The sequence below is a fragment of the Ruegeria sp. CH2 genome, from assembly GCF_056537065.1.
This window is the reverse complement of sequence record NZ_JBQFQV010000007.1, coordinates 44,793-66,497: the sequence shown is the minus strand read 5'-3', so window position 1 is coordinate 66,497 and position 21,705 is coordinate 44,793. Positions and strand designations below refer to the sequence as shown.

The window sequence follows — 21,705 nt, the reverse complement described above, 5'->3', positions numbered from 1 at the left end:
AATTGAGTGTCTCTGCGTTGTTCCACGCAGGGTTAGGTAGCAGCCCCATGGCACAAAAGGTCCGTGCCAACAATTCGAAGGTGTCGACACCATGTTCAAATACAAAAGCCCTCTGAGCCGGCTTCTCGAAGGTGCCGGCAAATCCAAAGAAGATGATGTTGCTGAAAACGCTCATGCAGCTGACAGCGCGGCACCTGAAACCGAAAAGCAGGAGCCTATCGCAGACTTCAACGCGCTGCGTGCCGCACTGGCCGGTGGAAACATGACGTCTGAATCCTATGAGGAAACAGACGAGCTTATCCCTGAAGAGAAAATGCCGGAATTCGACGAAGTTGCGGCGGAGAACACGGAAGAGCCGGTTGAAGTGTCCATCTTCGTTGAAGATGCAACTGACGAGGACGACCAAGATACCAAGAACTTGATGGCCGACCCCGACGATGACGAGGATATCTCGGACGATCAAATCATCACTTTGCATGTAGCAGACGAGCTTGCCGAAACACCGGATGAAGTTGCGCCGCCTCTGGATGTAGCTGAAATGAGCGCGCCGGAAACGGTGGAAGCTGAGGTTGCAGCCCCGTCCGTGCAAGAACCGGCAGTGGTGGAAGAGGGTGCCGTACAGGCTCAACCCACGCCTGCCGCCCCAGCCGAGGACCGTCGCTCGCGGGTCAAAACAACGTTCCTTGGGTTTGAGCGTGCGGACACGCATGTTCAGGAATTGATCGAAACATCAGAACCCGTCTCAAAAACCGAAGCTGCTCAGGAAACATTCCCGGTTGGCTGGCTGGTGGTGACGGCAGGTCCCGGGCGGGGCGCCAGCATCACCCTGACCGAAGGCCTGATGCAAATCGGTCGAAACGATGACCAGGCGATCCAACTGGATTTCGGCGACACAGGCATTTCACGTTCGAACCACGCTGTTATTGCTTATGACCCGGAAGATCGGAAATGCTATCTAGGGCATGGCGGAAAGGCCAACCTTGTTCGCCTGAATGGTAAACCCGTTCTGAGCACGATCGCACTCTCCAGCGGTGATCTGATCCGCATCAGTGAAACATCAATCCGATTTATGGCCTTCTGCGATGAAGGTTTTGATTGGCGGGATTCCTGATAGATGCTGGCTACTCCGGCATATGATGTTGCGCTGATCCTGAACCAGGGTCAGCGGGAAACGCAGGAAGACGCGATTGCTGCGCGCATGTTCGACGCATCGGACGCGGGCTATATTGCGATCGCTGACGGTATGGGTGGCCACGAGGCGGGCGAAGTGGCTTCGGAAATGGTGATTGCCGCTTGGCGGAACGCGCTGGATACCGAGCTAGAAGCCGATACCTTGAATGAAGGCGCCGCAATTGACGCGCTGCCATTGGCTGCCATGCAAGCCAATGCAGCAATATCAGACCATAACGAGGCACAAGGCCAGGGTTTCAACATGGGCTCCACTTTGTTGGGTGTCCTCTTTCTGGGTCAGCGTGTGTTCAGGATTTCGATCGGAGACAGCCCCCTTTACCTGTTCCGCGAAGGCAAGTTGACACAGGTGAACGAAGACCACTCGATGGCCCCCGTGATCGACGCAAAACTGGCCGCTGGTGAGCTTTCGGAAGCTGAAGCACGGGGATTGGACAGGAACCAACTGACGTCGGTGATCATGGGGGGTGCTATTCCAAAAGTGGATTGCCCTGAAGACCCGCTGATCGTGTCTCCGGCTGATATTCTGATCCTTGGCAGCGACGGGCTTCAATATCTTAGCGACGCTGAGATTCAGGATGTTCTGCGCCTGCATCAGCAGGAGCTAGCACAGGAAATCGCCGAAGCCTTGCAATTGGCAGTGCAGGCCAAGGGCGATCCCGATCAGGACAATCTGTCGATCGCAGTCGCAAAACTTACGAGAAAATAACCAGGCAAAGCAACAGGACCCATGAGAAAACACCTATTCATATCAAGCCTTGCCCTAGCCGCCGCCACAGGCGCGGCGTCAGCGCAAGAGGCATGTTCAAACTACGAGATTCAGCGTGGCGATAGTCTGCGGGAATTGGCAATCCGAGTTTACGCAACCGAAGATTATCGGCCAATCTACGATGCGAACAGGGATGTTATCGGCACAAATCCCAATATCATTCGTGTCGGCGATGTTTTGAAATTGCCTTGCCTGGAAGATGTCGGGCGCGCGCCCGAGTTGCCCGACACCGAAGCAGGACGCCTCGCGGCTGAAATGGCCTCAGAACTGGTAAAAGCGGCAGAAGAACGCGCGGAGAAAGCCGTGGCCGAAGCGGAAGCCCGTGTCGCGGCAGCGGAAGCTGAGGCAAAGAAGGCAAGTGAAGATGCAGTCGTCGCTGCACGGGCCGCTGCCAAAGAAGAGATTGAGGCAGCCCGCTCGGAAGCCGCCGCACTGATCAGAAATGCTAACGCTGAAACGCGCCCGGAAATTCGTGATCGTCAGTTGCTGTTGATTACCGGTGGGAACTACGCTCCGTTTACGGACGAAGCGTTGCCCAACCGGGGGCTTTACACGCATCTGGTTGAGACAGCGATGCTGCGTGCCGCTCCGGAACAAGCGTATAAAATTCAGTTTGTGAACGATTGGTCGTCGCATCTGGATCTCTTGATGCCAACACTTGCATTTGACGGCACCTTCCCCTGGTCACGCCCAAATTGCGAAGATGCAGCAGCGTTGTCGGAAAGTGACCGCAATCGTTGTGAGACCTACAATTTCTCAAACCCGTTCTATGAAGTCGTGGATACATTCTTTGCGCGCGATGGATCGGGGTACGAGCAGACGCTGACCTATGCCGACTTTGCCGGGACAACAATTTGCCGCCCGGAAGGCTGGTCGCTTTCACATATGGACGCGGTAAGTCTTTACGAACCCGTCATCAAGCTGATGCGGCCAACATCGCCTGATGATTGCTTTCATGCTGTGATGGACGGAACTGCCGATATCGTGGCAATCGAAGCGCATCTGGCAGAGGAAGCCATCGCTCGGCTTGGCTATAAACACCGGATTATCGAAAACCCCAACCTGGCGGCGATCAAGTCGCTTAATGTCATGACCCATAAAGATAATCCTGATGGGGAAGCGATCTTAGAGACGCTGAATCAGGGTCTGGCAATCATGCAGCAGTCAGGCGAATGGCGCGATATCGTGTCGACCGCCCTGCGTCACCAAATGGAAAATGGATAAGGCCCCGTCTGGCCTGACAAACAAAAGTCTGGAGGAAGTGGAAATGTTTAACGAGAAAATTAAGGAACTGGCGCTGTCGGCAACTGCCATCACAGCTCTGAGCGCGGGAGCCGCCGCTGCACAGGAAGCGTGCACGAACTATACAGTGCAAGATGGTGACACATTGGCAACCATCGCCATCGCCGCCTATGGCACTTCGAACTACCAGCCGATCTTCAACGCGAACAGGAACGCGATCACAAACCCGGGGGCTCTTAATCCTGGGCTGGTGCTGGCCCTGCCCTGTGAAGACGGTAGCCTGCCGAACGGCCAAAGCGCGCAGGAAATCATCGCTGCTGAAGAACAGCGCGCGGCCAGCGTAAAGCGGTCGAATGTCTATGCGCCGCCGATCAAAATGGTGGCTGGTAACGGCTGGGAACCGTTCACAACCGAAACACTGAATGGCGGGGGCATCATGACTCGTCTGGCAACGACCAGCCTTCAGCGGGCAGGAAACAGCCGTGAGTATTCAGTCAGCTTTGTCGACGACTGGAGTTCGCATCTGGATACACTGTTGCCGCTTGGTGCCTTTGATATTTCAATTGCATGGACCGTTCCTGATTGTACCAACCGTACATACGAATGGTCCCCTGAAACCGAAGCTCGCTGCACTCAATTTGTAGCTTCGGTCCCGGTTTACGATATCGTCGGCGGCTTCTTCACACTGCCGGAAAGCGAATACGCAAGCGCGACCAGCTTCAAGGACCTGGAAGGCTCGACCATTTGCCGTATGGCAGGCTGGAGCATGGTTGTTCTGGAAGAGCAGGGACTGAACCGCGAGAACACGACTGTGGTTCAGCCCAGCTCGGCCCGTGATTGCCTTGACGCTGTATTGACCGGAACCGCAGATGTTGCGGCATTCGAAGTTGATCTGTTCGCATCGACAATGAAAGACATGGGTTTGACTTCGGCTGACATCGTTGAGAACCCCTATGTGTCCACACTGTCGTCGATGAGCTTCCTTGCGCATCGCACCAACCCGTTCGCGCGCGAATACATCGCTATGATGAACAAGGGTCTGATCGAAATGCGTCAATCCGGTGAATGGTACGCGATCATCTCGGATACGCTGCGTGAGCAAAACGCAAAGTTGAACGCAGCTTCGAACTGATCCCTCGGTTCAGCTGAAACTTTGGGGCCGGTTCTTGAACCGGCCCCCTTTTGCTGAATTATCGGCGCGATTCAATCGGATGCCAAAATTCGGCCATTTATCTGCTTCAGAAATACCTCATACGCGCAGCATCTTGAGAACAAAGTGCAATCATCCTTCAAGTGACACGTCCGAGCGAGCAAGAGTGACATATGATACAGGGTGCCTTGAATATCCGAAGTGGATCTCTGACACGGGCGTCGTGGCCGGGTTTGGAAATTGCTGTTATCTTGCCCTGTTACAATGAAGCCGTTGCCATTGGTGAAACAGTCAAGCAGTTCCGCGCCGCCCTGCCGGAGGCGGTAATTTACGTATTCGACAACAATTCCACGGACGGCTCGGCGAGAGTGGCGCAAGAAGCTGGCGCGCTGGTCTACTCTGAAACATATCAGGGCAAAGGTAACGTTGTCCGCAGGATGTTTGCTGACGTGGTTGCGGATGTCTACGTCATGGCAGACGGGGATGCGACCTACGACAGTATGGCAGCACCTGAAATGATCAATCTGCTGGTCTCGCAAAACCTTGATATGGTCAATGGCGCACGGGTGAACAACGACATTCAAGCCTATCGACGGGGTCATAAGTTTGGAAACGCCTTGTTCAGCGGGCTGGTGAAATTCTTCTTTAACAGCAAAATCAACGACCTGCTGTCCGGTTATCGTGTTTTCAGCAGACGCTTTGTCAAAAGCTTTCCGGCGGTTTCCAACGGGTTCGAGATTGAAACTGAACTTACAGTGCACGCGATGCAGATGCGCATGCCGATTGGAGAAGTTGAGACAAAATACGTCTCACGGCTTCCGGATTCGAACTCAAAACTGGCCACCTATTCAGATGGGTGGCGAATTCTCAAGATGATTGGCCTTTTGATCAAAGACGAAAAGCCAATCGCGTTCTTCTTGTCTTTGGCATTGTTGATATTCTTACCTTCGCTTCTCGTATTCGCATCGGTTTTCCGCGAGTTTTTGGAAACAGGGTTGGTTGACCGAATTCCGTCTTTGGTTGTCGCAGTATCCGGTTTTGTCGGAACCATGCTGTCAATCGTGTGCGCGCTGATCCTTGAGTCTCTGGCGCTTGCCCGGCGAGAGGCGCGTCGCCTGTCTTATCTGCGACACAAAGGTGTTGCGATGTACGGAACGAACAGAACAAAGGCGCCGATTGCCAACCCAGAACCCCGGCGCGTTGGCTAAAACCCAGTCTCCAGGCTTCCTCTTTGCGTAAACACAAGATTGTGTTCGTGTTCAACCAGGGTTGAACTGTTTGGCCGTCCAGAAAATCCTGAGAACCAAAATGCAAATGACCAGCACCCCAAATGCTGGTCATTCTCTGAGTGAGTGATAAGGCCCTGAGGCATCACCAGTGAAATTCTCTGTTATCCAAGGTTTAAAGCAGTCAGCGCTGCCGTGCTATTAGGGGAATCCCGTAAGTGCAAACAAATTCATTGTAAAGCATTGTAAATGCTTAATACTTTTCTCTACCCTACTTTCTTTTACATTGCCCGCGATACAAAAAAGGGACCGCACAATTGTGCCGGTCCCTTTCTGCTTTTTGAACAGGCAAAGGATCACCTGTTTTGCCGTTAGCGATTAGCCGATGATTGTGTTCAACGTTGTGCTGGGCCGCATAACCGCCGCCGTTTTGGCTGGGTCCGTGTGATAGTAGCCGCCCAAATCCGCAGCTTGACCTTGAGCTGCGGCCAACTCTGACAGGATCTGCACTTCGTTGGCGGCCAGCTCCTTGGCCAGTGACGCAAACTCGGCAGCCAGTTCCGCATCTTTGGATTGGGTGGCTAAAGCCTCTGCCCAATAGCGTGCAAACCAATAGTGGCTGTCGCGGTTGTCAGGCTGACCAACTTTTCGGCTGGGTGAGCGGTTGTTGTCCAGAATACCCTGCGTCGCTGCTTCGGCCGCTGTACCCAGAATGCCCGCTTTTTCGTTGCCTTTGGTATCAGCAAGGAAGTTCAGCGATTCACCCAACGCACAGAACTCACCCATCGAGTCCCAGCGCAGATGGTTTTCCTCGACCAACTGCTGCACGTGTTTGGGCGCCGAACCACCGGCACCGGTTTCGAACAATCCGCCACCGTTCATCAGTTTGACGATGGAGAGCATCTTGGCCGAAGTACCAAGTTCCAGGATCGGGAACAGGTCAGTCAGATAGTCCCGCAGCACGTTGCCTGTGATGGCAATCGAGTCGTTACCAGCGGTGATCGTCTCCAACGACTGACGGGTCGCTTCACGCGGGGCCATGATCAGAAACTTGTCGGCCACGCCAGCAGCCTCAAGCGCCGGTTTGACATATTTGATAAGCTCCGCGTCATGGGCCCGGTTTGCGTCCAACCAGAAAATCGCCTCGGAGCCGGTCAGACGCTGACGGTCCATGGCCAGCTGAATCCAGTTCTCGATCGGCGCTTTTTTGACAGTGCAGGCGCGCCAGATATCGCCGGCCTCGACACTGTGGCTGTGCAACGTTTCGCCATTGGCCAGAACGATGCGGATTGTACCATCGGCCGGTGCCTCGAAAGTTGTCGGGTGCGAACCGTATTCCTCGGCTTTCTGAGCCATCAGGCCCACATTCGCCACGGCTCCGGCCGTGGACGGGTTCAACGCGCCGTTGGCCTTGAAGAACTTGATGGCCTCATCATAGACGGTCGCGTAGCAGCGATCAGGGATCACACAGTTGGTGTCACCTTTGGCACCCGTCTGGTCCCAGCCCTTGCCTCCGGCACGGATCACAGCAGGCATTGAGGCATCAATGATTACATCCGATGGGACATGCAGGTTCGTGATTCCGCGGTCCGAATCCACCATATACATGGATGGACGGTCCGCCTTGAGCGTGTCGATAGCCGCCATGATGTCAGCATGACCCTGTACGCGCTCCAACAGAGCGCCCAGACCTGAATTTGGGTTCACACCCAACGCATCCAGTTCCGCGCCGAACTTTTCGAACACGGGGGCCAGCCAGGCTTTGACCGCATATCCAAAGATGATCGGGTCTGAAACCTTCATCATCGTGGCTTTCATATGCAGCGAGAACATGGTCCCGTCTTTTTTGGTGTCCTCAATGGCATCTGAAAGGAACGCAGACAGTGCATTGACCGACATGAAAGTCGCGTCGGCTATGGTTCCTTCTTCCAGCGACCAGCCGTCTTTCAGAACGGTGACGTCACCATCTTTACCTACAAACTCGATTTTTGCATCGCCTGCTTGTGCTGCGGTGATGGTGGCCGAAATCTCGTTTGCATAGAAATCATTAGCCGGCATGGACGAAACTTTGGTCTTGCTGTCCGACGCCCATTCGCCCATCGAATGCGGGTTGTTCTGAGCATAGTTTTTCACCGCACGCGCCGCACGGCGGTCGCTGTTCCCTTCGCGCAGAACCGGGTTAACAGCAGAACCTTTGATCGCGTCATAACGGGCGCGGATCGCCTTTTCCTCATCCGTTGCAGGTTCTGCAGGGTAGGTCGGAATGTCGTAACCCTGCGATTGCAGTTCTTCGACGGCCGCAACCAACTGTGGAACCGAGGCAGAGATATTTGGCAGCTTGATGACATTGGCATCAGGTGTCTTCACCAGATCGCCCAAATCCGCCAGATCGTCGCTTACACGCTGATCGTCGGTAAGGTTCTCGGGGAATGCTGCCAGAATACGTCCCGCCAGAGAAATATCTTTGGTGCCAACGCGGACGCCCGCAGCAGATGCGAACTTGCGGATGATGGGCAGGAACGAAGCGCTGGCCAGCTCTGGCGCTTCGTCTACAATGGTATACAATATGTCGAAGTTCGATTTATCTGCCATATTCTTTTACCTTTTTTAAGCCTTTCGGGGCGTGCGATCCAAGAGTTGCAACCACAATTGCGTGGCGTGAGAGGGGCTAAACCACGATACAGCCCCTGGGTGACTCTGTTTTGACAGGGCTTCCCTTAAATCACGTTTGACTTGGAATCAATCGCATCTGCCCGCGCGTTTTGCCACGGGTCAGATAAAGTGTCGTGTAACTCTTGGGACGGGTAAGACTGCCCGTGGGCTGGAAGGTCGTGACTAACGATACCGTTGCCCGGTCTCTGGATCAAAAAACATCACACGATCTGGCTGTATGGCGATGCCGATCCGATCCCCGGTTCTGCTTCGTTGATCGTCCCGTTCCTCAATGATCAGCTTATCACCATTTGGCGTCCGTAAATAGGAATAGGACACGCCGCCTAAGGCTTCGGTCAGGTCCACGGTGCAGGCATCGGCCGAACGGTCAATCTGAATATGCTCGGGCCGCATGCCCAATGTCACCTTGGTCCGACCAGAGGGTATAGCCACAGAAACGGGCAAGGGCTTGCTAAGTGCGGGATGGGAGACTAGGCCGTCCTCATACTCACATTCCAGAAAGTTCATTGCAGGCGAACCGATAAAACCTGCGACAAACCGGTTGTCGGGATCGCGGTACAAATCCATCGGAGCGCCAACCTGTTCAACACGACCATCCCGCAGCACGACGATCTTGTCGGCCATGGTCATGGCTTCGACCTGATCATGGGTCACGTAAATCATGGTCGCGCCGATTTCCTGATGAAGGCGCGCGATCTCGACACGCATTTCCACGCGCAACTCGGCGTCCAGATTGGACAAGGGTTCGTCAAACAGGAAAACGTCGGGGCCGCGAACGATGGCACGGCCAATCGCAACCCGCTGCCGCTGACCACCCGACAGGGCCTTGGGTTTGCGTTTGAGGTACTGGTCAAGCTTCAGAATGTTCGAGGCTTCCTGCACTTTTCTGGTGATCTCTGCCTTTGGGATGCCGTTCATGCGCAGCCCAAAGCCCATGTTTTCCGCTACGGTCATATGTGGATAAAGCGCATAGGTCTGGAACACCATCGCCACACCACGTTTGGCCGGATCCATATGGGTTACGTCCCGCGCCCCTATGTGGATCTCGCCTTCCGACGTTTCTTCAAGACCCGCGATCATCCGTAACAATGTGGATTTGCCACATCCCGAAGGGCCAACGAAAACACAGAATTCACCATCTTCGATCTGCAAGTCGATGCCGTGAATGACTTGCGTCTGGCCGTACCGCTTGATTGCCTGGTTCAGAGTTACACCTGTCATGTCGCTTGCTTCCTGTCATTGCCGAGGTCTGGTCGCGTTTCAGGGAAACGCCAAGCCTGTGCCTCGGTGCTGATTTGTTCAGCCACCCGCCGCACACGAGGCACCCATGCCTCGAGTTGTTCAAAATCCATTCGTTGAGTCGAGCCGGTTACCGAGATTGCGCCTAGGACCCGACCGCTTGTTGTCAGAATGGGGCAGGCAACGCAGATAATTCCAGGTTCATGTTCTTCGTCATCAACGGCAAAACCCTTGCTGCGAATTCGATCAAGATCGGTGCGCAGATCATTGTCCGACGTCAGGGTCTTGTCGGTAAAGCGGTGAAAACTCTGCTGCGAAATTGCCCGGTTAAGGTCTCCCTCATCCAGAAATGCAAGCATCGCCTTGCCGACGCCCGTGCAGTAGGCCGGGCCCACCTTACCCGCCTGAGAATACATCTCGATCGGTTGCGCTGCGTTGCGTTTATCAACGTATAGAACCTGACCTGCATCGAGCTGCGCCAAATGCACGGTCTCGCCGGTTTCCTGGCTTAGAATATCGAGAAACGGACGTGCGATAGGGGCCAGTGAGCTTTGGGTCCAAGCTGCATGCGCAAGCCTTACCAAACGCATACCCGGAGCGTAGGTTTGGCGCTCGGGGTCGTAACATAGCATTCCCTGATTGGTTAATGATTGCAAAAACCGATACAGTGTTGCTTTCGGGAAATCGCTGTCGTCCAGCAATTCCGAAAATCGCACAGGGCGCTGAAATGCGGCGACCTGATCCAGCACGTCACATGCTTTGCCAATAGTTCCGTCACCTGACACGGGCGTCCGTTCTCCTCCGCTTGCCCATCGCAGTTTGCACGAGGGTCTTGACAAGACTAACCGAGTCGATGTGTAGTTTTCAATATATAAAACTAGGTTTCATTATTTGAAACTTGCGTGGAGACAACAGGGAGGAAACCATGTATTCCACTTTCAAGCGCACAACCGCTGCGCTGGCACTTGGCGTTGCTATGGCGGCACCGGCGGCGGCTGACCTGACCGGAGAGCTTCGGATATTCCTAGACACGTCAAACCCGGCCCCGCGCGCAACGATGGAAGCGATGATCGAACGGTTTGCAGCGCAGCACCCCGGCCTGGAGATTGAAACCACGGTTATCGACCGCGAAGCGTATAAGACCCAGATCCGCAACTTTCTGACGGCTGACACACCTGACGTGGCCACTTGGTACGCCGCCAACCGTATGAAGCCGTATGTCGAGGCTGGCCTGTTTGAAGACGTATCAGACCTGTGGGCCGAGCCCGAAATTGCCGAGAACCTGGCTTCGACCAAAGGCGCGATGACCATCGACGGCAAACAATGGGGCGTGCCCTATACCTACTACCAGTGGGGCGTTTACTACCGCAAAGATATCTTTGATGAGCTGGGCCTCAGCGAACCGACGACGTGGGAAGAAGAGCTGGCAAACTGTCAGAAGATCGTCGATTCCGGCCGCGCCTGCTATACTATCGGCACCAAGTTCCTGTGGACCGCTGGTGGCTGGTTCGACTACCTGAACATGCGCACCAACGGGTTTGATTTTCACAACCAGCTGGCCAATGGTGAAATCAGCTGGGAAGATGACCGGGTCAAGCAGACCTTTGCCAACTGGAAGCAGTTGATCGACATGGGGGCCTTCATTGATAACCATCAGACCTATAGCTGGCAGGAGGCTTTGCCATTCATGGTCAACGGAGAGGCCGCTGCTTATCTGATGGGCAACTTCGCAGTCGCGCCTTTGCGTGAAGCAGGGCTGACAGACGATCAGCTGGATTTCTACCAATTCGTGTCGATCAATCCTGATGTCGAACTGGCTGAAGACGCGCCGACCGATACATTCCATATCCCGGCGAATGCCTCGAACAAAGAAGCAGCGCGTGAATTCCTGCGCTTTGTTGTCTCGTCGGATGAACAGACCGAGATCAACAACGGATCGAACCTCGGTCAGTTGCCGGTGAACGCGCAATCTTCGGTGGATGATGACAAATTCTTGCAGCAGGGCTTTTCGATGCTCTCGACCAACAGCCCCGGCGGAGTGGCTCAGTTCTGGGACCGCGACGCACCGGCTGAAATGGCCAAAGTGTCAATGGAAGGTTTCCAGGAATTCATGGTTAAACCAGACAATGTTGACCGTATTCTGGCCAAGCTGGAACGCGCGCGAGAGCGTATCTACGACAACTGATCAGGCTTGGGCCGGGCTGAAGCCCGGCCCATTTGACCCGCTTTGTAGGGCGGGCTTCAGCCCGCCTTCACCTCAAGAAAATCCGGGACACCCATGACCACTGCCGCCGACGCCCCAGAACAGGAAAGCTGGTTCCACAGAAACCAACAGCGCATCGCGCCGTGGCTATTTCTGGCTCCGGGCCTGCTGTTCTTTATGGTCTACGTGATCATTCCGGTCTTCCAATCCTTCAACCTGTCACTTTACGAGTGGGATGGGTTGGGTGCCGCCGAATATGTAGGCATGCGCAACTATGAAGATTTGTATTGGGAATGGGTTGACCGGGACGCATTCTATATCTCGCTCAAAAACAATCTGATCTGGTTGATCCTATACCTTCTGGCCATTCCGGCGGGCCTGTTCATTGCCTTGTTTCTGAACCAGACAGTCTGGGGTATCCGCCTTTACAAATCGCTGTTTTTCTTTCCATTTGTCATTTCTCAGGTTGTCGTTGGCCTCGTATTCACGTGGTTTTACGACCCGACTTTTGGTCTTCTGAATGAGCTTCTTGGCTTATTTGGAATAGGCCCCTTGAATGTGCTGGGCGACGAACGTTTGGTCACCTACGGCATCATCGTCGCGGGCCTTTGGCCGCAAACCGCCTATTGCATGATCCTCTACCTCACCGGTCTGAATGCCGTCGACCCCGAACAGATCGAAGCCGGGCGCCTGGACGGTGCCAAAGGCTTGAGAATGCTGTGGCACATCATTCTGCCGCAGTTGCGCCCGGCGACTTTCATTGCATTCGTCGTGACAATCATCGGAGCGCTGCGCAGTTTCGACCTGATCTCAATCATGACACAGGGCGGGCCGTTCGGATCCTCCCGCGTGCTGGCCTATTACATGTTCGAAGTCGCCCTATCTGAATATGGCTTCCGCATGGGGTATGGCGCGGCAATCGCTGTGGTGCTTTTCCTGATTATGCTCTGCTTCATCGCCTATTTCCTCTGGTCGATGTATCGCGAAGAAAGGGGGCACTGAGATGTTTCCCAAACCCATCGAAAAACAACCTCGCGCCGCGCAGATCACCTATCAGGCGATGCTGCCACTTGCATTGTTGCTGTGGCTGGGGCCCCTGCTGGCGGTGGCTCTGTTTTCGGTCAAACCAGCGGCGGATTTCACCAACGCCAACTATTGGGGCTTGCCATCCAGTTTTGAAGGTGCAGTCAATTACGGGCTGGTGTTCTTCAACTCGGACATGCCGCGATATTTGCTGAACTCTTTCATGATCACCATTCCTACGGTAATCGGTGCCGTTGCTCTCAGTTCCATGACCGGCTTTGCACTAGGCATCTACAAATTCAAATCGAACCTATGGATTTTCTTTATGTTCGTAGCCGGCAATTTCGTGCCATTCCAGATCCTGATGGTGCCTGTGCGCGACCTGACACTGGATTTAGGCCTCTACAACACAAAAACCGGCCTCGTCTTGTTCCACATCGCCTTCCAGACCGGCTTTTGCACATTGTTCATGCGCAACTTTATCCGGGCCCTGCCCTTTGAATTAATCGAGGCCGCGCGAGTCGAGGGTATCAGCGAATGGCGCATCTTCTGGTACGTGGTGCTGCCGTTGATGAAACCCGCAATAGCCGCACTCAGCGTGCTGATCTTTACCTTCATCTGGAACGATTACTTTTGGGCGGTCGTCCTGACACAGGGCGCGGAAAGCCAACCTGTCACGGCAGGCATCACCAGTTTCAACGCCCAGTTCCGCGCCGCCTACCAATTAATGAGCGCGGGCTCGATCGTAGCAGCGCTGCCGCCGGTTGCCATGTTCTTCCTGATGCAAAAGCACTTTATCGCGGGCCTGACCCTCGGAGCTGTAAAATGACAAAGATAACTTTTATCGGAGCAGGTTCCACGATCTTTATGCAGAACATCGTGGGGGATGTTCTGTTAACGCCTGCTCTGGCGGACAGTCATTTTGCGCTGATGGATATCGACCCCGTACGCTTGACGGAAAGCGAAACTGTAGCCCGCGCCATGGTCCGTTCGGTCCGGTCAAACGCGACAGTATCCACACATGCGGATCGACGCGCGGCACTTGATGGTGCCGATTTCGTTATCACTGCCTTTCAGATTGGCGGGTACCAGCCTTGTACCGTCACTGATTTTGAGATCCCCAAACAATACGGGCTGCGCCAGACCATCGCCGATACGCTGGGCGTGGGTGGCATCATGCGGGGGCTGCGCACTGTGCCGGTCTTGTGGGACGTAGCGCATGACATGATGCAGCTATGCCCTGATGCGACACTACTACAATACGTCAATCCGATGGCCATCAACACCTGGGCACTGGCCGAGAGATACCCGTCATTGAAGCAGGTCGGCCTGTGCCACTCGGTTCAGAACACGGTGGCGGAACTGGCACATGATTTGGACCTGTCAAAAGACGACATTCGCTACAAGGTCGCGGGCGTCAATCACGTCGCCTTCTTCCTGCGGCTTGAGCATCAGGGCCATGATTTATACCCCGCCCTTCGGCAAGGTTATGTCAGCGGCAGGATCCCCAAGGCACCGCTGCTGATGCCGCGCTGCCCCAACAAGGTGCGCTACGAAGTGATGGATCACCTTGGCTTTTTCTGCACCGAAAGTTCTGAGCATTTGGCAGAATACGTGCCATGGTTCATCAAAGACGGGCGGGCGGACCTGATCGAGAAATTCTCAATCCCACTCGATGAATACCCGACCCGCTGTGTGGAACAGATGAGCAACTGGAAAGAGCAGGCCAAAACCGTGACTGACGGGCGCGACATAGCCGTCACTCGCAGCCATGAGTTTGCGGCAGACATAATGAACGCAATCATCTCTGACACCGCCTACGTGGCCTATGGCAATCTGCCAAACACCGGCCAGATACCTCAGCTGCCTATGGGGGCTGCTGTCGAAACACCGTGTCTGGTTGATGCAAATGGCATTCAGCCTTCTGTCATCACAGACGTCCCAGCGCAGCTGATCGCCCTTATGCGTACCCAGATCAACGTTCAGGAACTCACAGTCAGGGCATTGGTCGACCAGAACCCCGAGCATATCTATCATGCAGCCATGATGGACCCGCACACCGCCGCCGAACTGGACCTGCGCCAAATTCGAAATCTGGTGAACGACCTTCTGTCTGCCCATGCCGACTGGCTGCCAGATTGGTGCCGCCCATCTCGCGCCGCTTGAATTTCACCTTTTTACAAATACTCAAATCCACCCAGACCTAAAAAAAGCATCACAGAACAATGTCAAAACGCCGCTCACAGCATTGGTACGGGAAACTCGACAAGGATGGGTTCATCCATCGATCCTGGATGAAAAATCAGGGTTTTCCTGATCACGCCTTCGATGGGCGGCCAATCATCGGAATCTGCAACACATGGTCGGAGCTGACCCCTTGCAATTCCGGCCTGCGTGATCTGGCCGAAGGGGTAAAGCGCGGTGTGTGGGAGGCCGGGGGCTTTCCCGTCGAATTCCCGGTCATGTCGCTGGGCGAGACCCAGATGAAACCCACAGCCATGCTGTTTCGCAATCTGCTGGCCATGGATGTCGAAGAGTCGATCCGCGCATATGGCATTGACGGTGTGGTTCTGCTGGGCGGGTGCGACAAGACCACGCCGGGCCAATTGATGGGCGCGGCCTCGGTCGATCTGCCGTCGATCGTTGTCAGCTCCGGCCCTATGCTGAATGGAAAATATCGCGGTCAGGATATTGGCTCAGGAACCGATGTGTGGAAGTTCTCCGAGGCCGTGCGTGCCGGAGAGATGACCCTTCAGGATTTTATGAACGCGGAATCCGGGATGTCCCGCAGTGCCGGGGTTTGCATGACCATGGGGACAGCCAGCACCATGGCGTCTCTGGTCGAAGCGATGGGCATGAGCCTGCCCACCAATGCCGCCCTGCCCGCCGTTGACGCCCGCCGCATGGCCCTAGCCCATTTGACCGGCAAGCGGATTGTCGAAATGGTCGACGAAGACCTGAAACCATCGGACATTTTGACCAGGGAAGCCTTCGAGAATGCAATCCTCGCCAATGCAGCCGTTGGGGGATCGACCAATGCCGTTGTGCATCTACTGGCACTCGCAGGTCGCGTGGGCGTTGACCTGACGCTCAAGGACTTTGAAATCGGATCAGAGATTCCCCTTCTGGTGAACTGCATGCCCTCGGGCACATACCTGATGGAAGATTTCTGTTACGCTGGCGGTGTTCCGGCTGTGTTGAGCGAACTCAAACCTTTCCTGCGACCGGCCAGAACGGTTCTGAACAAGGACATCTCGGCCCATTTCGAAGGCGCCGAATGTTTCAACCGCGATGTCATCCGCCCTTTCAACGATCCGGTGAAGCCCGCTGCTGGCCTTCGTGTTTTGCGCGGCAATCTTGCGCCCAACGGAGCCATCGTCAAACCTTCTGCCGCAACAGATGCCCTTCTTGAAACCGAGGGTGAGGCGTTCGTTTTCGAAAACATCGAAGACCTGAAAGCCAATATCGACCGGGATGATCTGCCGGTCACACCCAAAAGCATTCTGGTGCTCAAGGGATGTGGACCCAAGGGTTATCCCGGGATGCCCGAGGTAGGAAACATGCCGATTCCGGCCAGATTGGTGAAGGAAGGCGTTCGCGACATGATCCGTATCTCGGATGCCCGCATGTCCGGCACCGCCTATGGCACCGTCATCCTGCATGTCAGCCCTGAGGCACAGGCGGGTGGCACGCTGGCGTTGGTGAAAACCGGCGACCGCATCCGCGTATCTGCCAGCGCCGGCAAGCTTGAACTGTTGGTGGACGAAAAAGAATTGGACGCGCGCCGAGCCCAATGGAACCCAGACAAGCCGCATTATTCCCGCGGGTATGCCAAACTTTACGTCGATCACGTGCTGCAGGCCGATCAAGGGGCCGATCTGGATTTCCTCGTCGGCAAAGACACCCGCCTTGTGACCAGAGAGAGCCACTGATGACCCAAGCAGCGACATTTCATGACTTGAACGGGTCATCCGTCTATATCACCGGCGGAGGCTCGGGCGTGGGCGCAGCATTGACGGATGGGTTTCTGGCTCAGGGGGCCAATGTGGCTTTTATCGGCAGATCGGACGCCAGCGGTTTTGTCGAAGAGATGCGCGACAAACACGGCCGCGCACCTCTGTTCATGCAGGGTGACATGACCGACACCCAGCTTCTTCACACGACAATGGCCAAAGCCGCCAAAGCCCACGGCCCCCTGAACGTTTTGGTTAACAACGCGGCCAATGACCAACGCCATACACTTGAGGAAACCACGACCGAGTTCTGGGACTGGATGATCGAGGTAAACCTGAAAGCCTATTATTTCGCCTGTCAGGAAGCGGCCCGGCAAATGAAAGAAGGCGGCGTTATCATCAACTTCAGTTCGATCAGCTACATGATGGGCAATGCAGGCTATCCGATCTATACGACGTCAAATGCGGGCATTACAGGGATGACTCGGTCTTTGGCCCGCGAACTGGGACCAAAGAACATACGTGTGAATGCGCTGGCTCCCGGTTGGGTCTTGACGCAAAAACAACTGGATATGTGGGCGACGCCCGAAGATTTGGCCGCGCATTTGGATCGACAATGCCTGAAAGAACATTTGACGCCCGAAGACATGGTTGCACCGACATTGTTTCTTGCATCCAACGCCAGCCGGGCGATGACCGGTCAGTGTATGGCGGTTGATGGCGGCGTCGTGGTTTCAGGGTGACACAATGAATACTGACTGGATCGCCGTTGATTGGGGCACATCTCACCTGCGGGTCTGGGCCATGCAGGGGGCAACGGTTCTGGACTGCGCGCAGTCCGACAAAGGTATGGCACGTATCGGAACAGGCAGTTTCCAGACCGCCCTGTTGGACCTTGTTGAAAACTGGCTGAAGGATGGCCCCATCGATGTGATCGCCTGCGGTATGGTCGGTGCACGCCAAGGCTGGGTCGAAGCACCTTATTCTACCGTTCCGTCGCAGCCCTTGCCGCAAGTACCGGTCCGTGTTCCCAGCACAGACCCGCGCATCCGGGCCTTCGTCATACCCGGATTAAAGCAATTGACCCCGCCGGATGTGATGCGGGGCGAAGAAACACAAATCGCGGGATTTTTGGGAACTCGCCAGAACTGGGATGGTGTCCTCTGCCTTCCAGGAACCCATACGAAATGGGTTCAGGTCAGCGCAGGTGAAATCGTGAGCTTTCGGACGCTCATGACCGGAGAGCTTTTTGATTTGTTAAGTGCGCAATCTGTTCTGCGGCATTCTATAGGTGGAGGATGGGATGAAGATGCCTTTGCAGATGCTGTGGCGGATACATTGTCCAAACCCGAACAGTTGGCTGCGCGCCTGTTCGGCTTGCGGGCTGCAGACCTGCTGCACGATCAGGACAAAGACATCGCGCGCGCACGGCTGTCCGGACTGCTTATCGGTGCTGAATTGGCCGCCACTCGTCCATATTGGCTGGGCCAACAACTGGCTATCATCGGCGCAGAAGCCGTATCGCGGGTCTATGCGGCAGCGCTGAGACAACAGGGCGCTTTTGTTGAGACTGCAAACGCCACCGAAACAACCCTGGCCGGGCTGGCGCTGGCGCGCAACATGACAAGGCAAATCGCATGAGCCGCCCCATCATCGCCATTCTGCGTGGTCTGCAACCACAGGAAGCCGAGGCGGTTGGTAGAGTTATCATCGATGCAGGGATCGACAGGATCGAAGTTCCACTCAATTCGCCTGATCCGCTCGACAGCGTTTCCATCCTGGCCCGTGCCTTCGAAGGTCACGCCCTGATAGGCGCAGGTACTGTATTGACGGTTGATCAGGTGGACGCCGTCCGGAATGGCGGAGGCAGGCTGATCGTGTCACCCAACTATGATGCTGATGTGATTAAACGGTCTGTGGCGTTGGGGATGCAAAGCTGGCCGGGTGTTTACACGCCGACCGAAGCTTTTGCCGCTCTCAAAGCCGGGGCCACAGGACTAAAGCTGTTTCCTGGCGTCATGGCAGGCCCTGCAGGATTGGCCGCACTTCGACCCGTCTTGCCCAAGAAAACACGCGTCTTTGCCGTCGGTGGTGCCGGACCTGAAAACTTCGACCAATGGATCAAAGCTGGTGCCGATGGATTCGGGATTGGATCAGCGCTGTACAAACCCGGCATGGACACAGTCGAAATCGCAAAACGCGCGAGGCAGATCGTTACAGCCTTTGACAGGGCGGCAGGATGAGCACGGTCTTTGACGACCGCCCCTGCGCGTTGGGCGAAGGTCCGCTTTGGCACCCCGCTCGGCAACAGCTATTCTGGTTCGACATTCTCAACAAACGCCTGATGGCGCGCGAAGGCGTAAATCAGATAAGCTGGGAATTCGATGAACATGTCTCTGCCGCCGGCTGGGTGGATCGCGATACACTGCTTTTGGCGTCGGAAACGGGTCTTTGGCAGTTTAACTTGAAGTCCGGGCATCGAGCGCTGGTCACGCCACTCGAGGCAGACAACCCAATCACCCGCTCGAATGACGGTCGCGCTGATCCTTGGGGCGGTTTCTGGATCGGCACGATGGGCAAACAGGCTGAAGCCGGGGCCGGATCAATCTATCGGTTCTGGAAAGGTACACTCAGATGTCTCGTGTCTGATGTGACGATTTCCAATGCAATCTGTTTTCCCCCGGATCGATCCGTGGCCTATTTCTGTGACACGAAAACGAGGCAGGTCAGGCGCTGGAGCTTGAATGCAGAAAGCGGATGGCCCGAAGGGGAAAGCACGGTATTTCTGGACCTACGCAAAGAAGGCCTGAACCCGGACGGTGCGGTGGTTGATGCCGACGGGAACATCTGGATCGCGCAATGGGGGATTGGACGTGTCGCGGCCTACACGCCCAGAGGTCAATTCCTAAAGGCCATTTCCTTCGACGCGTCACATACCTCCTGCCCGGCCTTTGGTGGCGACAGCTTAGGCACGCTGTTCTGCACCTCAGCGCGCCAGGGGTTGAGCAACGCGGATATTGAATCCCAACCCACCAACGGCATGACCTTTGCAATGCCAAGCGTGGGGCGAGGGCAGGCAGAACACAGGATCATATTATGAAGCCGGAACTTGGTGTGTGTTACTACCCTGAACACTGGCCCGAGGCGATGTGGGCGGAAGATGCCGCGCGCATGGTGGACACCGGCATCTCGTGGGTACGCATTGGAGAGTTCGCGTGGAACCGGCTGGAACCTCACCCCGGAACCCTGCAATTCGAATGGTTGGATCGCGCGGTTGAAACACTTGGCGCGGCAGGATTGAAAGTCGTGCTTGGTACACCAACAGCAACACCACCGCGTTGGATGCTGGACAAACATCCGGACATGCTGGCTGTGGATGCACATGGAAACACGCGCAAATTCGGGTCACGGCGACATTACTGCTTTAGCTACCAGGGCTATGTCGATGAATGTGTCCGCATCGCACGGGTCTTAGGAGAGCGCTATGGTCATAACCCGTACGTGGCGGCATGGCAGATCGATAATGAGTATGGGTGTCACGACACAACCGTCAGCTACAGCACCCCGGCACTGAACGCATTCAGGCGCTGGCTGGCTGTTCAATACAGTTCCATAGAACAACTGAACAAGGCCTGGGGAAACGTGTTCTGGTCAATGGAGTATCGCAACTTCGATGAGATTGACCTACCCAATCAAACTGTGACCGAACCGAACCCTGCTCATGTACTGGCATTCCGTCGGTTCAGTTCAGATCAGGTTGTGGCATTCAACAAAGCTCAGGTCGATGTATTGCGAACTTTAACCGATGCGCCGCTGTTGCATAACTATATGGGCCGTATTCTGGATTTCGACCATTTCGAGGTTGGCGCGGATCTGGATATTGCGACTTGGGACAGTTATCCGATCGGATTTCTATCGGACCGATTGGAATATGAGGAAGCCCACAAGGCCGCCTTTCTTCAGCAAGGCGATCCGGACATGCAGGCGTTTCACCATGATCTTTACCGGGCAGTGGGCCGTGGCCGATGGTGGGTGATGGAGCAACAACCCGGTCCGGTGAATTGGGCGCCCTATAACCCGGCACCCTTGCCCGGAATGGTAAGGTTGTGGTCGCTTGAAGCTGTCGCCCACGGAGCTGAGGTTGTGAGCTATTTTCGGTGGCGGCAAGCCCCCTTTGCACAGGAACAGATGCACGCGGGTTTGCTGACACCGGACAATCGCCCTGCCCCTGCCTTGCACGAGGCCCGTCAGACAGCGGGAGAGCTATCCACATTGGGCGAGGTGTATCAGGTGCAATCCAAGGTTGCGATACTGTTTGATTACCCCTCGGACTGGGCTTGGACATCGCTACCGCAAGGAGCAGGCTTTGACTATTTCCGGTTGGTCTTCTCAGCTTATCGTGCATTGCGCCGCGCGGGGCTGTCGATTGATTTCGTTTCGTCCAATGACCTGTCCGCGCATTATGCGCTGATCCTTGCCCCCGGACTGGCAACGATTGGCCCGGATTTGGAGCGTAGGTTAACGGACAACTCGGATCTGGCCATCCTCGGTCCGCGCAGCGGCGCAATTACTCGTGATTTCCAGATCCCCGTCGTCGGTCGACCTGGCCTGAAAGGGTTGGATTGCAACGTGGATTTGGTCGAAACACTGCCCCCCGCAAACAACCGGACTGTCCGAGGTGGCGGCGCGGTACAACATTGGATTGATCGCCTTTCAGGATCAGCCGAAGAAATTCTGAGTTTTGACGACGGAGCGCCTGCGCTTATGGCAGGGGACGGGCTCTGGTATCTTGCAGGCTTCCCAAACGAAATATTATGGGATCGCGTCATCGGCCTGGCTGCGGAAGAAACGGGATTGAGCCTGAAGCCAATGCCGCCAGGACTGCGACTGCGTGAGACAGCCGATCACGTGTTCCTGATCAACTATAACGCTGAACCGGTGGTCTGGAACGGGTCGACCATCGGCGGTTGTGATGTAAAAATCCTGAAGCGCAATCTGCCCGGACAGATTTGAATCCTGTCCGGGCAGTTGCGTTGGTT

Annotated in this window: 18 protein-coding genes; 15 read left to right on the top strand and 3 right to left on the bottom strand. The window is 55.4% G+C overall.

The genetic code is table 11. From position 1 onward, the window contains the following. Nucleotides 1-91: 91 nt before the first annotated feature. The 5 genes from ACR0M9_RS11605 (at nucleotide 92) to ACR0M9_RS11585 (ending at nucleotide 5,557) form a co-directional block, all read left to right on the top strand. Nucleotides 92-1,111 carry an FHA domain-containing protein gene (locus ACR0M9_RS11605; protein WP_480483671.1) on the top strand — a complete coding sequence of 340 codons (1,020 nt, stop codon included), beginning with the start codon at nucleotides 92-94 and terminating at the stop codon, nucleotides 1,109-1,111. 3 nt (nucleotides 1,112-1,114) lie between these two features. Further along, complete coding sequence (locus ACR0M9_RS11600) at nucleotides 1,115-1,897, top strand: PP2C family protein-serine/threonine phosphatase (RefSeq protein ID WP_267366226.1); 783 nt, start codon at nucleotides 1,115-1,117, stop codon at nucleotides 1,895-1,897. A 21-nt stretch (nucleotides 1,898-1,918) separates the two neighbouring features. Further along, nucleotides 1,919-3,181, top strand: a complete 1,263-nt coding sequence (locus tag ACR0M9_RS11595) for a type 2 periplasmic-binding domain-containing protein (RefSeq protein ID WP_480773652.1) — start codon at nucleotides 1,919-1,921, stop codon at nucleotides 3,179-3,181. 43 nt (nucleotides 3,182-3,224) lie between these two features. Further along, nucleotides 3,225-4,331, top strand: coding sequence for a peptidoglycan-binding protein LysM (locus ACR0M9_RS11590; RefSeq protein ID WP_480773651.1), 1,107 nt, complete (start codon nucleotides 3,225-3,227; stop codon nucleotides 4,329-4,331). 191 nt (nucleotides 4,332-4,522) lie between these two features. Next, nucleotides 4,523-5,557, top strand: coding sequence for a glycosyltransferase family 2 protein (locus ACR0M9_RS11585; protein WP_480773650.1), 1,035 nt, complete (start codon nucleotides 4,523-4,525; stop codon nucleotides 5,555-5,557). Nucleotides 5,558-5,953: 396 nt separating this feature from the next. Here ACR0M9_RS11585 and ACR0M9_RS11580 read toward each other — a convergent pair whose 3' ends face one another. The 3 genes from ACR0M9_RS11580 to ACR0M9_RS11570 form a co-directional block, all read right to left on the bottom strand. After that, nucleotides 5,954-8,167, bottom strand: coding sequence for an NADP-dependent isocitrate dehydrogenase (locus ACR0M9_RS11580; protein ID WP_480773649.1), 2,214 nt, complete (start codon nucleotides 8,165-8,167; stop codon nucleotides 5,954-5,956). Between the two features lie 243 nt (nucleotides 8,168-8,410). Next, entirely contained in the window at nucleotides 8,411-9,469 is a 1,059-nt protein-coding gene (locus ACR0M9_RS11575) for an ABC transporter ATP-binding protein (RefSeq protein ID WP_480773648.1), read from the bottom strand. After that, a complete protein-coding gene (locus tag ACR0M9_RS11570; RefSeq protein WP_480507002.1) occupies nucleotides 9,466-10,272 on the bottom strand; it encodes an IclR family transcriptional regulator in 807 nt (268 codons plus the stop codon). The genes ACR0M9_RS11575 and ACR0M9_RS11570 overlap by 4 nt, the downstream gene beginning before the upstream one ends. A 140-nt stretch (nucleotides 10,273-10,412) precedes the next feature. Here ACR0M9_RS11570 and ACR0M9_RS11565 point away from each other — a divergent pair, with 140 nt between their 5' ends. The 10 genes from ACR0M9_RS11565 to ACR0M9_RS11520 all read left to right on the top strand — a co-directional run bounded on the left by ACR0M9_RS11565 (nucleotide 10,413) and on the right by ACR0M9_RS11520 (nucleotide 21,679). Continuing rightward, nucleotides 10,413-11,672: an ABC transporter substrate-binding protein gene (locus tag ACR0M9_RS11565; RefSeq protein ID WP_480773647.1), complete on the top strand. Its 1,260-nt coding sequence runs from the start codon at nucleotides 10,413-10,415 to the stop codon at nucleotides 11,670-11,672. Between the two features lie 93 nt (nucleotides 11,673-11,765). After that, a complete protein-coding gene (locus ACR0M9_RS11560) occupies nucleotides 11,766-12,692 on the top strand; it encodes a carbohydrate ABC transporter permease (protein ID WP_480483664.1) in 927 nt (308 codons plus the stop codon). 1 nt (nucleotide 12,693) lies between these two features. After that, nucleotides 12,694-13,542 carry a carbohydrate ABC transporter permease gene (locus ACR0M9_RS11555; RefSeq protein WP_480483663.1) on the top strand — a complete coding sequence of 283 codons (849 nt, stop codon included), beginning with the start codon at nucleotides 12,694-12,696 and terminating at the stop codon, nucleotides 13,540-13,542. Beyond that, nucleotides 13,539-14,879: an alpha-galactosidase gene (gene melA, locus ACR0M9_RS11550; protein ID WP_480773646.1), complete on the top strand. Its 1,341-nt coding sequence runs from the start codon at nucleotides 13,539-13,541 to the stop codon at nucleotides 14,877-14,879. The genes ACR0M9_RS11555 and melA overlap by 4 nt, the downstream gene beginning before the upstream one ends. A gap of 59 nt (nucleotides 14,880-14,938) precedes the next feature. Continuing rightward, nucleotides 14,939-16,645 (top strand): IlvD/Edd family dehydratase, encoded by a 1,707-nt coding sequence (locus ACR0M9_RS11545; protein ID WP_480773645.1) that lies wholly within the window; start codon nucleotides 14,939-14,941, stop codon nucleotides 16,643-16,645. Further along, complete coding sequence (locus ACR0M9_RS11540; RefSeq protein WP_267364972.1) at nucleotides 16,645-17,409, top strand: SDR family NAD(P)-dependent oxidoreductase; 765 nt, start codon at nucleotides 16,645-16,647, stop codon at nucleotides 17,407-17,409. Before ACR0M9_RS11545 ends, ACR0M9_RS11540 begins: the two co-directional genes overlap by 1 nt. A 4-nt stretch (nucleotides 17,410-17,413) precedes the next feature. Beyond that, nucleotides 17,414-18,307, top strand: coding sequence for a 2-dehydro-3-deoxygalactonokinase (locus ACR0M9_RS11535; RefSeq protein WP_480773644.1), 894 nt, complete (start codon nucleotides 17,414-17,416; stop codon nucleotides 18,305-18,307). Beyond that, nucleotides 18,304-18,909, top strand: coding sequence for a 2-dehydro-3-deoxy-6-phosphogalactonate aldolase (locus ACR0M9_RS11530; protein WP_480773643.1), 606 nt, complete (start codon nucleotides 18,304-18,306; stop codon nucleotides 18,907-18,909). Before ACR0M9_RS11535 ends, ACR0M9_RS11530 begins: the two co-directional genes overlap by 4 nt. Next, nucleotides 18,906-19,766: an SMP-30/gluconolactonase/LRE family protein gene (locus ACR0M9_RS11525; RefSeq protein ID WP_480773642.1), complete on the top strand. Its 861-nt coding sequence runs from the start codon at nucleotides 18,906-18,908 to the stop codon at nucleotides 19,764-19,766. The genes ACR0M9_RS11530 and ACR0M9_RS11525 overlap by 4 nt, the downstream gene beginning before the upstream one ends. Further along, a complete protein-coding gene (locus ACR0M9_RS11520) occupies nucleotides 19,763-21,679 on the top strand; it encodes a beta-galactosidase (protein ID WP_480773641.1) in 1,917 nt (638 codons plus the stop codon). Before ACR0M9_RS11525 ends, ACR0M9_RS11520 begins: the two co-directional genes overlap by 4 nt. Nucleotides 21,680-21,705: the final 26 nt, after the last annotated feature.

Coding starts and splice junctions, on each gene's coding strand:
- ACR0M9_RS11605 (WP_480483671.1), top strand. CDS start 92: ATGTTCAAATACAAAAGCCCTCTGAGCCGGCTTCTCGAAGGTGCCGGC.
- ACR0M9_RS11600 (WP_267366226.1), top strand. CDS start 1,115: ATGCTGGCTACTCCGGCATATGATGTTGCGCTGATCCTGAACCAGGGT.
- ACR0M9_RS11595 (WP_480773652.1), top strand. CDS start 1,919: ATGAGAAAACACCTATTCATATCAAGCCTTGCCCTAGCCGCCGCCACA.
- ACR0M9_RS11590 (WP_480773651.1), top strand. CDS start 3,225: ATGTTTAACGAGAAAATTAAGGAACTGGCGCTGTCGGCAACTGCCATC.
- ACR0M9_RS11585 (WP_480773650.1), top strand. CDS start 4,523: ATGATACAGGGTGCCTTGAATATCCGAAGTGGATCTCTGACACGGGCG.
- ACR0M9_RS11580 (WP_480773649.1), bottom strand. CDS start 8,167: ATGGCAGATAAATCGAACTTCGACATATTGTATACCATTGTAGACGAA.
- ACR0M9_RS11575 (WP_480773648.1), bottom strand. CDS start 9,469: ATGACAGGTGTAACTCTGAACCAGGCAATCAAGCGGTACGGCCAGACG.
- ACR0M9_RS11565 (WP_480773647.1), top strand. CDS start 10,413: ATGTATTCCACTTTCAAGCGCACAACCGCTGCGCTGGCACTTGGCGTT.
- ACR0M9_RS11560 (WP_480483664.1), top strand. CDS start 11,766: ATGACCACTGCCGCCGACGCCCCAGAACAGGAAAGCTGGTTCCACAGA.
- ACR0M9_RS11555 (WP_480483663.1), top strand. CDS start 12,694: ATGTTTCCCAAACCCATCGAAAAACAACCTCGCGCCGCGCAGATCACC.
- melA (WP_480773646.1), top strand. CDS start 13,539: ATGACAAAGATAACTTTTATCGGAGCAGGTTCCACGATCTTTATGCAG.
- ACR0M9_RS11545 (WP_480773645.1), top strand. CDS start 14,939: ATGTCAAAACGCCGCTCACAGCATTGGTACGGGAAACTCGACAAGGAT.
- ACR0M9_RS11540 (WP_267364972.1), top strand. CDS start 16,645: ATGACCCAAGCAGCGACATTTCATGACTTGAACGGGTCATCCGTCTAT.
- ACR0M9_RS11535 (WP_480773644.1), top strand. CDS start 17,414: ATGAATACTGACTGGATCGCCGTTGATTGGGGCACATCTCACCTGCGG.
- ACR0M9_RS11530 (WP_480773643.1), top strand. CDS start 18,304: ATGAGCCGCCCCATCATCGCCATTCTGCGTGGTCTGCAACCACAGGAA.
- ACR0M9_RS11525 (WP_480773642.1), top strand. CDS start 18,906: ATGAGCACGGTCTTTGACGACCGCCCCTGCGCGTTGGGCGAAGGTCCG.
- ACR0M9_RS11520 (WP_480773641.1), top strand. CDS start 19,763: ATGAAGCCGGAACTTGGTGTGTGTTACTACCCTGAACACTGGCCCGAG.